Below are 12,253 nucleotides of genomic sequence, written 5' to 3' on the forward strand. Positions count from 1 at the left end.
AGGGTCACTTCGGTGACCCTTTTTTTGTATGTAGTTTATTTAGTCATCTTATAAATACGTTTCGATAATCTTACTTTCGCTTTCCCCAGCCATAAAATTCTTGAACTCACGTTGATAACTCCGATTTCGGAGGTATATACCAATATACACAGTGGTTAAAAATAATATAAATTTATCAGGCTTATAGAATTTTTAAGGATAAAATATGAAAGCAATTTTAGGATTTGATCGTCTTCTTATGCCGAGTGTACTGGTGTTTTTTTACTGGCTGGCTATGGTGCTGACACTGATAGGCGGTGTCTTCTCCATATTTAGCGGAAACATTATCTTGGGGTTAGTTTATACCATTATTGGTCTTATTAGCTGTCGTATGACTTTTGAATTAATTATGATCGCGTTTAAGAATAACGAATATTTGCGCCGCATTGCCGAGAGTGTTAGCAAGAATAGCGCAGAGTAATCCCCCGCAAAGCGCCTCACCAAGCCGCATCTCAACCGCTATTACAGGCGTTTGAGATGTTGTTTTAAATTCAGTGTAAATGTCTGATTCATCTTTCCTGTAATTTGTGCGTATTATCAATATATAGCGATGCACGTGCGGATCATATCAATGCAGGAGATTCTATGTTGGGTTTAAAACAGGTTCACCATATTGCGATTATTACGACGGATTATGCGGTGAGCAAAGCTTTCTACTGCGATATTCTCGGTTTCACGCTGCAAAGCGAAGTCTATCGTGAAGAGCGCGATTCGTGGAAAGGGGATTTGGCGCTTAACGGGCAGTACGTGATTGAGCTTTTCTCATTTCCGTTCCCGCCGGAAAGACCCAGCCGACCGGAAGCCTGCGGCCTGCGCCATCTGGCTTTTAGCGTTGATGATATCGATACTGCAGTGGCACACCTGCAAAGCAATAACGTGAAATGTGAAGCGATACGTGTCGATCCATACACGCAAAAACGCTTCACGTTCTTTAACGACCCTGACGGACTGCCGCTGGAACTGTATGAGCAGTAAGGCTTGTCATTACCGCATTTGCCCGGTAACGTGCCGGGCATCGCTACTGTAAAATTGCGCATCATGACACTCACATTGAATACACAACTTCTCCTCTCACGCCAGATTCTGGTGGCCTTTAGCGGCGGCCTTGATTCTACTGTCTTACTGCATCAACTGGTGCAGTGGCGGACTGAAAATCCGGACGCCACTTTGCGCGCTATACATGTGCATCACGGTTTAAGCGCCAATGCTGATGCCTGGGTGAAACATTGTGAAAATATCTGCCAGCAGTGGCAGGTGCCGCTGGTGGTTGAGCGCGTGCAGCTTGCGCAAGAGGGGCTAGGTATTGAGGCCCAGGCGCGGCAGGCACGTTATCAGGCATTTGCCCGCACCTTGTTGCCCGGTGAAGTGCTGGTCACCGCGCAACATCTCAACGATCAATGTGAAACTTTTCTGCTGGCGCTTAAACGTGGTAGCGGCCCTGCCGGGCTTTCGGCTATGGCGGAAGTCTCGGAGTTTGCCGGAACGCGGCTTATCCGCCCGTTACTCGCCCGCACGCGGGGAGAACTGGAGCAGTGGGCGGTGGCACATGGTTTACGCTGGATTGAAGACGAAAGTAATCAGGATGATAGCTACGATCGTAACTTCCTGCGCCTGCGCGTGGTGCCGTTATTGCAGCAGCGTTGGCCGCATTTTGCCGAAGCAACGGCCCGCAGCGCCGCACTTTGTGCTGAACAAGAGAGCCTGTTGGATGAACTGCTGGCGGATGATTTAGCGCACTGTCAAACACAACAGGGAACGTTAAATATTGCGCCAATGGTGGCAATGAGCGATGCCCGTCGCGCGGCGATTATCCGCCGCTGGCTGGCAGGGTTGAATGCACCAATGCCTTCCCGCGATGCACTGGTGCGGATCTGGCAGGAAGTGGCGCTGGCGCGTGAAGATGCTTCTCCTTGCTTGCGATTTGGCGCGTTTGAGATCCGCCGCTATCAGTCGCAACTGTGGTGGATTAAATCTGTTACTGGGCAAAGCGAAACTATTGTGCCGTGGCAGACGTGGCAGCAGCCATTGGAATTACCTGCGGGGCTGGGTAGCGTGCAGCTTACTGCGGGCGGGGAAATTCGCCCTCCACGTGCAGACGAAGCGGTCAGCGTACGTTTTAAAGCGCCAGGATTGCTACATATTGTCGGGCGCAACGGCGGACGTAAGCTGAAGAAAATCTGGCAAGAGCTGGGTGTGCCGCCGTGGCTACGTGACACCACGCCACTGCTATTTTATGGCGAAACGCTGATTGCGGCGGCAGGAGTTTTTATGACGCAAGACGGTGTGGCTGAAGGTGACAATGGCGTAAGTTTTGTCTGGCAGAGAAACGGTTAGTCAATGAAAGCCGGATAAGACGCATCAAACGTCGCATCCGGCGAAAGTGAATCAGGACTCACTCACCACCACCGTACCGATTTCCGGGTGGCTAAAGCTGGTAATTTTATCCAGACGTAGCTCGCGGGTTTCGCCAGCGGCCTCGACGACCAGATATTCCACATTTTTGCGGGAGACTAAATCGCTGGCCTTCGCCTGCAATTTTTCGCCATCTTTCAGCTCAAGCGCCAGCATTAAATGATGCTGACAGGCGAGCTCAAGATTATCGTAATCATCACAATTGATTGGTTGATACGTATCATTCATTGACATAATCGCTCACCAGTAAGTTTGCCGCAGCGTATGCTGCTTTTTCCCTGACAGCCTCAGAAAGGGCGTCGTCGGCAGCCATTTCATTCAGCACTTTCAAAACGCAGCCCAGCGCGTCCGGAACGTATCCTAAGTCTCCGCTGGCGATTTCCGCGTACCGCTTGCGTATTAACTCACAATATTTTTCCACATGCCCTCCTGTCAGCATTCTGACTTAACCGTGGATGCAAGTCTAAGCCTACGAAGATAAACTCTGTTTCGCAAGGTGACTATACCACACTCATTTCTGCAATATCAGCGTCGCAACTGCACGTATTCCGTTACAATGGCCTCCTGATTCGAAAGGAGTTTTCTTATGGCGCTTAAAGCGACAATTTATAAAGCGACGGTTAATGTGGCCGATCTCGACCGCAACCAGTTTCTCGATGCCTCTCTGACGCTGGCGCGCCACCCTTCAGAAACCCAGGAGCGCATGATGCTGCGCTTGCTGGCGTGGATGAAATATGCCGATGAACGTCTGCAATTTACCCGTGGTTTGTGCGCCGATGATGAGCCGGAAGCGTGGCTGCGTAACGATCACCTGGGCATTGATTTGTGGATTGAACTGGGGCTGCCGGATGAGCGACGGGTTAAGAAAGCCTGCACTCAGGCCGCGGAAGTGGCGCTGTTTACCTATAATAGTCGGGCGGCGCAAATCTGGTGGCAGCAAAATCAGAGTAAATGTGCGCAGTTTGCCAATCTTTCCGTCTGGTATCTGGACGACGAGCAACTGGCAAAAGTGAGCGCCTTTGCGGATCGTACCATGACGCTGCAGGCAACGATTCAGGATGGCGTGATCTGGTTATCGGATGATAAGAATAATCTGGAAGTGAACTTAACCGCCTGGCAACAACCTTCATGATTGTGATTTCCCGACATGTTGCTATTCCTGATGGTGAGCTTGAGATCACCGCCATTCGTGCGCAGGGCGCGGGCGGGCAGCATGTTAATAAGACCTCAACGGCCATTCATCTGCGTTTTGACATTCGGGCGTCCACCCTGCCAGAGTATTACAAAGAACGCCTGCTCGCCGCCAGCCATCATTTGATCAGCAGTGATGGCGTGATTGTCATTAAGGCACAGGAATACCGCAGTCAGGAATTGAACCGCGAAGCGGCGCTGGCCCGGCTGGTGGCAGTGATTAAAGATTTAACAACAGAACAAAAAGCCCGACGACCCACGCGGCCCACCCGCGCATCGAAAGAGCGCAGGCTGGCATCGAAGGCACAAAAATCAACCGTGAAGGCGATGCGCGGAAAAGTGCGCAGCGGTCGGGAGTAAAAAAAGGAATGGATGGTGAAAAAAGCGATAGTGACAGCGATGGCTGTAATCAGCCTCTTTACTCTGATGGGTTGTAATAATCGGGCCGAAGTCGATACGCTTTCTCCGGCGCAGGCTGCCGAACTGAAACCGATGCCGCAAAGTTGGCGCGGCGTGCTGCCGTGTGCCGATTGCGAAGGAATCGAAACCTCTCTGTTCCTCGAAAAAGACGGAACATGGGTGATGAATGAGCGTTATCTCGGTGCTCGTGAAGAACCTTCATCCTTTGCCTCCTACGGTACATGGGCGCGAACCGCTGACAAGCTGGTATTAACCGACAGCAAAGGTGAAAAGTCATATTATCGGGCGAAAGGCGATGCGCTGGAGATGCTCGATCGTGAAGGCAATCCGATTGCATCACAGTTCAACTACACGCTGGAACCGGCACAATCCAGTTTACCCATGACGCCGATGACCCTGCGGGGCATGTATTTTTATATGGCTGATGCTGCGACCTTCACTGATTGCGCGACCGGAAAACGTTTCATGGTAGCGAATAACGCAGAGCTGGAACGTGGCTACCTGGCTGCGCGCGGTCATAGTGAAAAACCGATGTTACTGTCAGTAGAAGGTCACTTTACGCTTGAGGCTAATCCGGATACCGGTGCGCCAACCAAAGTATTAGCGCCCGATACGGCAGGTAAATTTTACCCAAACAAGGATTGCAGTAGTTTGGGGCAGTAAACCTGCTTAAGGCAGAAACAAACGCAAAATTGCCTGATGCGCTGCGCTTATCAGGCCTACAGCATATAATGCAACATTTTGAATTGGCACGATTTTGTAGACTGGATAAGGCGTTCACGCCGCATCCGGCATAAACACTCTGAGGCTGGCTTTTATCACCGAGTCAGCCCAACGAAGCGACTCGCTTTAATATAAATCCCAGGCTTCAGGTGTCCAATATACTGTAACTGCGTTTCTGGTTTAAACGCAGAGACATCACCAGTACGCATATGCATCAGATCGGCAGGGCTAATCCAACCTGACTGCGCCAGCGTAAGCGGATGCCCGGCTTTAGCAAATGCATCAGTGACAAACTCCGAACAAAACCACGATTTTTTGTCCCCTTCGCCAACATTACTTAACTGTGCTTTCGCCAGGCCGCTGACGCACTGTTGGCGAAAATCCTCGGAGAAAGGATTCAATGAGCACATCTGGCGGGTCACCATAAATGGAATGAATTCGACAATGCCGCGATAGTTATAACCACTATCTTTGATTTTATTGGCGAACGCGGTGATATCTGTGGCTTGTTGCGGAGTAAGGTCCGGGACTCGTAAGACGAAAAGCTTATCACTATGCTTCATCGCTTTTTTAAGGGAAACAATCTGGACGCCAGCCCCTGTCGCTTCTGCGACGTTGTTATCACCCAGATAGATTGCAACGTGACTCACTGAGGAAGTGCTGAAGACGCGGATACCAAATGAGGTTACCCCAAGACTTGAGGAGAACAGCAAATCGCCGGGTTTGAGGTCAGGTTCCGTTATTTCTTTTATTGATTGTTCGGTGAAAGAGCTTTGATGCTGGAATTTGACAGCCCATGTTTTCGCCTCGGTATCTATCGCTGTGGCTGAGGAGTCTGGCTGGCTGATATCAACGGTACAGGCCGAAAGTAAAAGAAAGCAGGGGAGAAGCAGGCGGCAGTATGCCTTTGGTTTATCCATTTTATACAATCCATGTAAAAAAGGGCCCTGAAATTCAGGACCCTTTCTGGCATCAGCCTTTAATCTGTTTCACCAGATAATCGACGATGTCACCAGTCTTAATTAACTGTTTCTCGCCGTTACGACGATATTTATATTCGATATCGTCGTTGTCGAGGTTACGGTCGCCCAGCACAATAGTGTGCGGAATACCGATCAGTTCCATATCAGCAAACATCACGCCCGGACGCTCTTTGCGGTCATCCAGCAGCACTTCGATACCTTGTGCACGCAGTTCGCTGTACAGTTTCTCAGCAAGTTCTTGTACGCGGAAGGATTTGTGCATGTTCATCGGCAGAATCGCCACCTGGAACGGCGCGATAGCGTCAGGCCATACGATGCCGCGTTCGTCGTAGTTCTGCTCAATCGCCGCAGCTACCACACGCGTTACCCCGATACCGTAGCAACCCATCGTCAGGATTTGGTTACGGCCATCTTCACCCTGTACGGAGGCTTTCAGTGCTTCGGAGTACTTGGTACCCAGCTGGAAGATGTGACCGACTTCGATACCACGTTTGATCAGCAGCGTACCCTGACCATCCGGGCTTGGATCGCCCGCCACCACGTTGCGGATATCAGCAATTTCCGGGGTAGCGACATCGCGATCCCAGTTGATACCGAAGTAGTGTTTACCATCGATGTTAGCACCAGCAGCGAAATCACTCATCGCCGCAACGGTACGGTCAATCACCACCGGAATTGGCATGTTTACCGGACCCAGTGAACCCGGACCGGCTTTAACCACGGCACGAATTTCTTCTTCAGTCGCAAAAGTCAGCGGGCTTGCAACCTGCGGCAGTTTTTCTGCTTTAACTTCGTTCAGCTCGTGATCACCGCGCACCAGCAGCGCAACCAGCGGGAAGCTACTGCCTTCAACCGCTTTAACCAGCAGAGTCTTAACGGTTTTCTCAATCGGCAGATTGAACTGTTCAACCAGTTCCGCGATGGTCTTCGCGTTCGGCGTATCAACCAGCGTCATTTCCTGGGTAGCAGCAGCGCGCGGTTCTTTCGGCGCGATAGCTTCTGCCAGTTCAATGTTCGCTGCATAGTCAGAGGTGTCGGAGAAGACCACATCGTCTTCACCGCTCTGCGCCAGCACCTGGAATTCGTGAGAGGCGCTACCGCCGATAGAACCGGTGTCGGCCTGTACGGCGCGGAAATCCAGCCCCATGCGGCTGAAGATTTTGCTGTAGGCCGCATACATTGCGTCGTAGGTTTCCTGCAGGGATTCCTGAGAAGTATGGAAAGAGTAAGCATCTTTCATCAGGAATTCGCGGGAACGCATGACGCCGAAACGCGGACGCACTTCATCGCGGAACTTGGTCTGGATCTGATAGAAGTTCAGCGGCAGCTGTTTGTAAGAGCTCAGCTCGTTACGAATCAGGTCAGTGATAACTTCTTCATGAGTTGGGCCGAGTACGAACGGACGCTCGCCACGGTCAACAAAACGCAGCAGTTCCGGACCGTACTGTTCCCAACGACCACTCTCTTGCCACAAATCGGCTGGCTGAACCACCGGCATCGACACCTCGATCGCACCGGCGTTGTTCATCTCTTCACGCACGATGCTTTCGACTTTTTTCAGAACGCGCACGCCGGTCGGCAGCCAGGTATATAACCCGGAGGCCAGCTTGCGGATCATCCCGGCGCGCAGCATCAGCTGATGGCTGATCACCTCGGCGTCGGCAGGTGTCTCCTTGAGAGTGGAGAGCAGGTATTGGCTAGTACGCATGTTGTTACGGTTCCAGTTGGAAGGTAGAACAGGCTCAAGGCGAGCCTGGGACAAAAAAAGTGATTTAGTTTACCAGCGCAAAAGAAATGTCAAAAGAGAAGGGCGTCAATTTAACGCGGTTCCAGCGCAAAGACTTCAAAACCTGCGTCGGTGACGCGCCAGCGAACGTTAAAATCATGTAGCCAGACGGCATAGGTTTTGCCCGTTTCCTCACCTTTACGATAGGCCGGACGCGGGTCCTGCGCCAGTACTTCGCGGATAAACAGCGTTAACTGCGGATAGCGTTTTTCCAGCGTCAAAAGTTGCTTTTCGACCTCTGCGGTAAAACTCACCGTCATCTCTGCCGCTGGCGCATTTTGCGCATAGCTGGCGCTGGCATCGGGAAGCGATTCGGCAAAGGGGAGATACGGTTTGATATCCACCACTGGCGTACCATCGACCAGATCCAGACTGCCAAGCTTCAGAATCACGCTATCTTTATGGCAAACAACCTCTTTCAGCTCTACCAGCGACATACCAATCGGGTTAGGTCGGAAAGTAGAGCGTGTGGCGAAAACGCCCATTCTGGCATTACCACCAAGACGAGGCGGACGCACAGTCGGACGCCAGCCGCCTTCCATCGTTTGATGAAAGACGAAAAGTATCCATAAATGGCTGAACGCTTCCAGCCCGCGAACGGCGTCGGCCTGGTTGTATGGAGCAATGAGATGCAGTTCGCCATTAGCGCTTTTTACCAGACCAGGCTGGCGCGGAACGGCGAATTTTTCTTTATAGGGCGAGCGAATAACGCCTATTTGCTCGAACTGGAAACTGCTCATTTCGCCGTAATGTTAAGCGCAGAACCGATACATACAGCCTGACGATAGCAGCCTGGTGTACCGCTGGTGACTTCGCAGCTATGCAGTAATACCGCATTGGCTTTCATTTTCGAGGCGTTGATTTGCATCCGCTTACGTGCGGTTGGAATGCTCGGCGGAGAGTCCTGATTAGAGGCCTGGCAAGAGTCGCCACTGACTTCACCGAGATCGCGGAACGGTTTGCCGACTAATTCTTCTGCATTGGTATAAATTCGGACCGGCGTGGCGCGCGGCGCTTTCGGTTTTGCAGGCTCCGCTTTCGGCTGGGGTGCAGTGCTTTGAACGGGTTCGACAGGGGATCTGCTTAACATGGAACAGCCGCTTAGCATGAGTGCTACTAAACAGATCGGTAAAGCACGCATAGTATTTCCTCAATGTATGATCAAAACGTCAATATTGAATCAGGCGCTTGTAAAAATGACAAGACGGGCAAGCGCCCGTCCTGAATGATATTACAAATTGTGGAAACAGCCTAAATATTACCAGCCTTTAACAGCTCCGCCGTTAAACACTTTGTTTGCTGCTTCGTAAACTTCGTCAGACTGATAAGCCTGGACGAATTTCTTCACGTTCTCGGCGTCTTTGTTATCTTCACGCGTCACGATCAGGTTTACGTACGGGGAGTCTTTATCTTCGACAAAGATACCGTCTTTCGCTGGAGTCAGGCCAATCTGGCTGGCATAGGTGGTGTTAATAACTGCCAGAGCGATTTGCGCGTCGTCCAGAGAGCGAGGCAGCTGCGGTGCTTCCAGCTCAACAATTTTCAGATTTTTTGGGTTCTCAACAACATCAAGAACGGTCGGCAGAAGGCCAACGCCATCTTTCAGTTTGATCAAGCCCACTTTTTGCAGCAGCAGCAGTGAACGACCAAGGTTAGTTGGGTCGTTTGGCACGGCAACCTGCGAACCATCCTGCAGTTCATCCAGTGATTTGATTTTCTTGGAGTAACCAGCAATCGGATAAACAAAAGTATTGCCTACTGCGACCAGCTTGTAGCCACGATCTTTCAGTTGCTGATCAAGGTACGGTTTATGCTGAAAGGCGTTGGCGTCGATATCACCTTTGCTCAATGCTTCGTTTGGCAGAACATAGTCGTTGAAGGTTACCAGCTCAACGTCCAGGCCATATTTGTCTTTCGCAACTTTCTGCGCGACTTCTGCAACCTGCTGTTCGGCACCAACAATCACGCCGACTTTAATGTGGTTTGGATCTTTTTCATCCTGACCGCAGCCTACCAGTGCCAGTGATCCAATCAGGGCTCCCACTGCCGCAAAGGTTTTGAATTTGAACGCCATACCTTATTCCTTCTTCAATTATTTATGTTGTGTTGAACGTTACTTGCGAGTGACAGCCCGGACGATGCGGTCGCCTGCGAACTGAATTAAATAAACCAGAATGACCAGCAATACCAGTACCGTATTCATCACCGTTGCGTTATAGCCGATGTAGCCATACTGATAGCCAATCTGACCTAAACCACCGGCACCGACTGCACCACCCATCGCGGAATAACCGACCAGGGTAATCAGGGTGATAGTCGCAGCATTCACCAGACCCGGCAATGCTTCCGGTAACAGCACTTTACGGACGATCTGCATCGGCGTGGCACCCATTGCGCGGGAAGCTTCAATTAACCCGGTTGGGATCTCCAGCAGAGCGTTCTCGACCATACGGGCAATAAACGGTGCTGCACCAACGGTTAACGGAACAATCGCTGCCTGCAAACCAATCGATGTACCGACAATAACGCGGGTAAACGGAATCATCCATACAAGTAAGATAATGAACGGGATGGAACGGAAAATGTTCACAATCGCAGAAACGGTACGATACAGCTTCGCGTTAGCAATAATTTGCCCCGGACGCGTGACATAAAGCAGAACGCCAACCGGCAGACCAATCACAAAGCCAAAAAAACCGGATACGAAGGTCATTGCCAGCGTTTCCCATACGCCACGAACCAGCAGCCACATCATCGGCTCAGACATAACCCAGTACCTCTACTTTTACATGGTGTTCCTGCAGCCAGGCAATGGCGGCTTGCGTATCTTGTTGTGTGCCGTGCATTTCAGTCAGCATGATGCCGAATTTAACGCCACCGGCGTAGTCCATCTGCGCGCTAATAATGTTGTTGTTGACGTTGAAACGACGCGCGGTTTCAGAAAGCAGTGGGGCATCGACCGATTGACCGGTAAACTCCAGACGCAGCATCGGGACGCAGTCAGTGAATGGCTCCGCTTGCAGACGTTCCTGGTAATCTTCCGGGATATCCAGATGCAGGGTCGACTGAATAAACTTCTGCGCCAGCGGCGTTTTCGGATGCGAGAACACTTCACTTACCGTGTCCTGCTCGATCAGTTCGCCATTGCTGATGACCGCCACGCAATCACAAATACGCTTCACAACGTCCATTTCGTGGGTGATCAACAGAATCGTCAAACCCAGACGGCGGTTAATGTCTTTCAGCAGTTCGAGAATAGAACGTGTCGTTGCCGGGTCCAGCGCGCTGGTGGCTTCATCACACAGCAATACTTTGGGATTGCTGGCTAATGCACGGGCAATCGCCACACGTTGTTTCTGCCCACCGGAAAGATTCGACGGGTAGCTATCATGCTTATCTCCAAGACCAACCAATGACAGCAATTCCGTCACGCGACGTTTGATCTCGTCTTTCGGTGTATTGTCCAGCTCCAGCGGCAGAGCCACGTTGCCAAAAACAGTACGCGAAGAGAGCAGGTTAAAATGCTGGAAAATCATACCAATCTGGCGACGAGCTTTGGTCAACTCGGACTCTGACAGCGTGGTCAGTTCCTGGCCATCGACCAGCACGCTACCCTCGGTTGGGCGCTCCAGCAGGTTTACACAACGTATAAGCGTACTCTTACCCGCGCCTGAGGCACCGATAACGCCATAAATTTGTCCAGCTGGCACATGCAGGCTGACGTTGTTCAACGCCTGGATGGTGCGGGTGCCCTGGTGGAACACTTTGGTGATATTCGAAAGTTTTATCATTGATTATTTATTATCGTCATTAAGTTAGTCGTGGCATTTCGCATGCCTGAAACGGGCAACGCCGTCAATGAAATGGATGTTAAGGCATCCAGACGTCTAAATCAATCAGGTTTATGCGAAGAGCACTTTCTTGCTGGTCGAAACATGCGATACTAGCGTCACATGCCTTATTAAGGAGCTATAAAAGGTGGCGAAGAGCGTACCCGCAATTTTTCTTGACCGTGATGGCACCATTAATGTCGATCACGGCTATGTCCATGAGATCGACAACTTTGAATTTATCGACGGTGTTATTGACGCCATGCGCGAGCTAAAAAAAATGGGCTTCGCGCTGGTGGTGGTGACGAACCAGTCTGGTATTGCACGCGGTAAATTTACTGAGGCGCAGTTTGAAACGCTGACCGAGTGGATGGACTGGTCGCTGGCGGACCGCGATGTCGATCTGGATGGTATCTATTATTGCCCGCATCATCCGCAGGGTAGTGTTGAAGAGTTTCGCCAGGTCTGCGACTGCCGCAAACCACATCCGGGGATGCTTTTGTCAGCACGCGATTATTTGCATATTGATATGGCCGCTTCTTATATGGTGGGCGATAAATTAGAAGATATGCAGGCAGCGGCTGCGGCGAACGTGGGAACAAAAGTGCTGGTGCGTACGGGTAAACCTATTACCCCTGAAGCAGAAAACGCGGCGGATTGGGTGTTAAATAGCCTGGCAGACCTTCCGCAAGCGATAAAAAAGCAGCAAAAACCGGCGTAATGATTAAAAGATGAGCGGTTGAAATAAAAATGCATTTTTCCGCTTGTCTTCCTGAAACGACTCCCTATAATGCGCCTCCATCGACACGGCGGATGTGAATCACTTCACACAAACAGCCGGTTCGGTTGAAGAGAAAAAATCCTGAAAT

General features: G+C 51.0%; 16 protein-coding genes. 7 read left to right on the forward strand and 9 right to left on the reverse strand.

Annotated elements, in window-relative coordinates:
* The first annotated feature begins 205 nt into the window (after positions 1 to 205).
* The 3 genes from D9742_RS03300 to tilS all read left to right on the forward strand — a co-directional run bounded on the left by D9742_RS03300 (position 206) and on the right by tilS (position 2,373).
* The gene (locus D9742_RS03300) at positions 206 to 460 is read left to right on the forward strand and encodes a DUF4282 domain-containing protein (RefSeq protein WP_130235970.1); all 255 of its coding nucleotides are present in this window, start codon (positions 206 to 208) and stop codon (positions 458 to 460) included.
* A gap of 164 nt (positions 461 to 624) precedes the next feature.
* Positions 625 to 1,014: a VOC family protein gene (locus D9742_RS03305; RefSeq protein WP_130235971.1), complete on the forward strand. Its 390-nt coding sequence runs from the start codon at positions 625 to 627 to the stop codon at positions 1,012 to 1,014.
* A gap of 63 nt (positions 1,015 to 1,077) precedes the next feature.
* Positions 1,078 to 2,373 (forward strand): tRNA lysidine(34) synthetase TilS, encoded by a 1,296-nt coding sequence (tilS, locus tag D9742_RS03310; protein WP_130235984.1) that lies wholly within the window; start codon positions 1,078 to 1,080, stop codon positions 2,371 to 2,373.
* A gap of 51 nt (positions 2,374 to 2,424) precedes the next feature.
* Here the strand turns inward: tilS and rof are convergent, their stop codons facing one another.
* Together rof and D9742_RS03320 are read right to left on the reverse strand one after the other, a co-directional pair.
* Positions 2,425 to 2,685 (reverse strand): Rho-binding antiterminator, encoded by a 261-nt coding sequence (rof, locus tag D9742_RS03315; protein WP_130235972.1) that lies wholly within the window; start codon positions 2,683 to 2,685, stop codon positions 2,425 to 2,427.
* The gene (locus D9742_RS03320; protein WP_000417058.1) at positions 2,672 to 2,872 is read right to left on the reverse strand and encodes a YaeP family protein; all 201 of its coding nucleotides are present in this window, start codon (positions 2,870 to 2,872) and stop codon (positions 2,672 to 2,674) included. Before D9742_RS03320 ends, rof begins: the two co-directional genes overlap by 14 nt.
* A gap of 165 nt (positions 2,873 to 3,037) precedes the next feature.
* Here D9742_RS03320 and D9742_RS03325 point away from each other — a divergent pair, with 165 nt between their 5' ends.
* The 3 genes from D9742_RS03325 to nlpE are packed head-to-tail and all read left to right on the forward strand — an operon-like array spanning position 3,038 to position 4,725.
* The gene (locus tag D9742_RS03325; protein ID WP_130235973.1) at positions 3,038 to 3,583 is read left to right on the forward strand and encodes a YaeQ family protein; all 546 of its coding nucleotides are present in this window, start codon (positions 3,038 to 3,040) and stop codon (positions 3,581 to 3,583) included.
* Complete coding sequence (arfB, locus tag D9742_RS03330; protein WP_130235974.1) at positions 3,580 to 4,002, forward strand: alternative ribosome rescue aminoacyl-tRNA hydrolase ArfB; 423 nt, start codon at positions 3,580 to 3,582, stop codon at positions 4,000 to 4,002. Before D9742_RS03325 ends, arfB begins: the two co-directional genes overlap by 4 nt.
* Positions 4,003 to 4,014: 12 nt before the next feature.
* On the forward strand, positions 4,015 to 4,725 hold the full coding sequence (gene nlpE, locus D9742_RS03335) for an envelope stress response activation lipoprotein NlpE (protein ID WP_130235975.1): 711 nt from the start codon (positions 4,015 to 4,017) through the stop codon (positions 4,723 to 4,725).
* A gap of 155 nt (positions 4,726 to 4,880) precedes the next feature.
* Here nlpE and D9742_RS03340 read toward each other — a convergent pair whose 3' ends face one another.
* The 7 genes from D9742_RS03340 to metN form a co-directional block, all read right to left on the reverse strand.
* Positions 4,881 to 5,705 (reverse strand): YaeF family permuted papain-like enzyme, encoded by an 825-nt coding sequence (locus tag D9742_RS03340; protein ID WP_130235976.1) that lies wholly within the window; start codon positions 5,703 to 5,705, stop codon positions 4,881 to 4,883.
* A gap of 52 nt (positions 5,706 to 5,757) precedes the next feature.
* Positions 5,758 to 7,476 carry a proline--tRNA ligase gene (proS, locus tag D9742_RS03345; protein ID WP_130235977.1) on the reverse strand — a complete coding sequence of 573 codons (1,719 nt, stop codon included), beginning with the start codon at positions 7,474 to 7,476 and terminating at the stop codon, positions 5,758 to 5,760.
* A 110-nt stretch (positions 7,477 to 7,586) separates the two neighbouring features.
* Entirely contained in the window at positions 7,587 to 8,294 is a 708-nt protein-coding gene (gene tsaA, locus D9742_RS03350; protein ID WP_130235978.1) for a tRNA (N6-threonylcarbamoyladenosine(37)-N6)-methyltransferase TrmO, read from the reverse strand.
* Positions 8,291 to 8,695, reverse strand: a complete 405-nt coding sequence (gene rcsF, locus D9742_RS03355) for an Rcs stress response system protein RcsF (RefSeq protein ID WP_001202329.1) — start codon at positions 8,693 to 8,695, stop codon at positions 8,291 to 8,293. Before rcsF ends, tsaA begins: the two co-directional genes overlap by 4 nt.
* A 117-nt stretch (positions 8,696 to 8,812) precedes the next feature.
* Positions 8,813 to 9,628 (reverse strand): methionine ABC transporter substrate-binding lipoprotein MetQ, encoded by an 816-nt coding sequence (metQ, locus tag D9742_RS03360; protein ID WP_000874224.1) that lies wholly within the window; start codon positions 9,626 to 9,628, stop codon positions 8,813 to 8,815.
* 39 nt (positions 9,629 to 9,667) lie between these two features.
* A complete protein-coding gene (locus D9742_RS03365; protein WP_001294600.1) occupies positions 9,668 to 10,321 on the reverse strand; it encodes a methionine ABC transporter permease MetI in 654 nt (217 codons plus the stop codon).
* Positions 10,314 to 11,345, reverse strand: a complete 1,032-nt coding sequence (gene metN / locus D9742_RS03370; protein WP_000593994.1) for a methionine ABC transporter ATP-binding protein MetN — start codon at positions 11,343 to 11,345, stop codon at positions 10,314 to 10,316. The genes D9742_RS03365 and metN overlap by 8 nt, the downstream gene beginning before the upstream one ends.
* Positions 11,346 to 11,532: 187 nt before the next feature.
* Here metN and gmhB point away from each other — a divergent pair, with 187 nt between their 5' ends.
* The gene (gene gmhB / locus D9742_RS03375; RefSeq protein WP_001140174.1) at positions 11,533 to 12,105 is read left to right on the forward strand and encodes a D-glycero-beta-D-manno-heptose 1,7-bisphosphate 7-phosphatase; all 573 of its coding nucleotides are present in this window, start codon (positions 11,533 to 11,535) and stop codon (positions 12,103 to 12,105) included.
* Positions 12,106 to 12,253 lie beyond the last annotated feature (148 nt).

Source organism: Escherichia sp. E1V33 (genome assembly GCF_004211955.1).
In the GTDB taxonomy this organism is placed as follows: domain Bacteria; phylum Pseudomonadota; class Gammaproteobacteria; order Enterobacterales; family Enterobacteriaceae; genus Escherichia.

What these genes read in the sequence shown, in the direction of transcription:
- D9742_RS03300 (WP_130235970.1), top strand. Translation starts at nt 206, where the DNA reads ATGAAAGCAATTTTAGGATTTGATCGTCTTCTTATGCCGAGTGTACTG.
- D9742_RS03305 (WP_130235971.1), top strand. Translation starts at nt 625, where the DNA reads ATGTTGGGTTTAAAACAGGTTCACCATATTGCGATTATTACGACGGAT.
- tilS (WP_130235984.1), top strand. Translation starts at nt 1,078, where the DNA reads ATGACACTCACATTGAATACACAACTTCTCCTCTCACGCCAGATTCTG.
- rof (WP_130235972.1), bottom strand. Translation starts at nt 2,685, where the DNA reads ATGTCAATGAATGATACGTATCAACCAATCAATTGTGATGATTACGAT.
- D9742_RS03325 (WP_130235973.1), top strand. Translation starts at nt 3,038, where the DNA reads ATGGCGCTTAAAGCGACAATTTATAAAGCGACGGTTAATGTGGCCGAT.
- arfB (WP_130235974.1), top strand. Translation starts at nt 3,580, where the DNA reads ATGATTGTGATTTCCCGACATGTTGCTATTCCTGATGGTGAGCTTGAG.
- nlpE (WP_130235975.1), top strand. Translation starts at nt 4,015, where the DNA reads ATGGTGAAAAAAGCGATAGTGACAGCGATGGCTGTAATCAGCCTCTTT.
- D9742_RS03340 (WP_130235976.1), bottom strand. Translation starts at nt 5,705, where the DNA reads ATGGATAAACCAAAGGCATACTGCCGCCTGCTTCTCCCCTGCTTTCTT.
- proS (WP_130235977.1), bottom strand. Translation starts at nt 7,476, where the DNA reads ATGCGTACTAGCCAATACCTGCTCTCCACTCTCAAGGAGACACCTGCC.
- tsaA (WP_130235978.1), bottom strand. Translation starts at nt 8,294, where the DNA reads ATGAGCAGTTTCCAGTTCGAGCAAATAGGCGTTATTCGCTCGCCCTAT.
- rcsF (WP_001202329.1), bottom strand. Translation starts at nt 8,695, where the DNA reads ATGCGTGCTTTACCGATCTGTTTAGTAGCACTCATGCTAAGCGGCTGT.
- metQ (WP_000874224.1), bottom strand. Translation starts at nt 9,628, where the DNA reads ATGGCGTTCAAATTCAAAACCTTTGCGGCAGTGGGAGCCCTGATTGGA.
- D9742_RS03365 (WP_001294600.1), bottom strand. Translation starts at nt 10,321, where the DNA reads ATGTCTGAGCCGATGATGTGGCTGCTGGTTCGTGGCGTATGGGAAACG.
- metN (WP_000593994.1), bottom strand. Translation starts at nt 11,345, where the DNA reads ATGATAAAACTTTCGAATATCACCAAAGTGTTCCACCAGGGCACCCGC.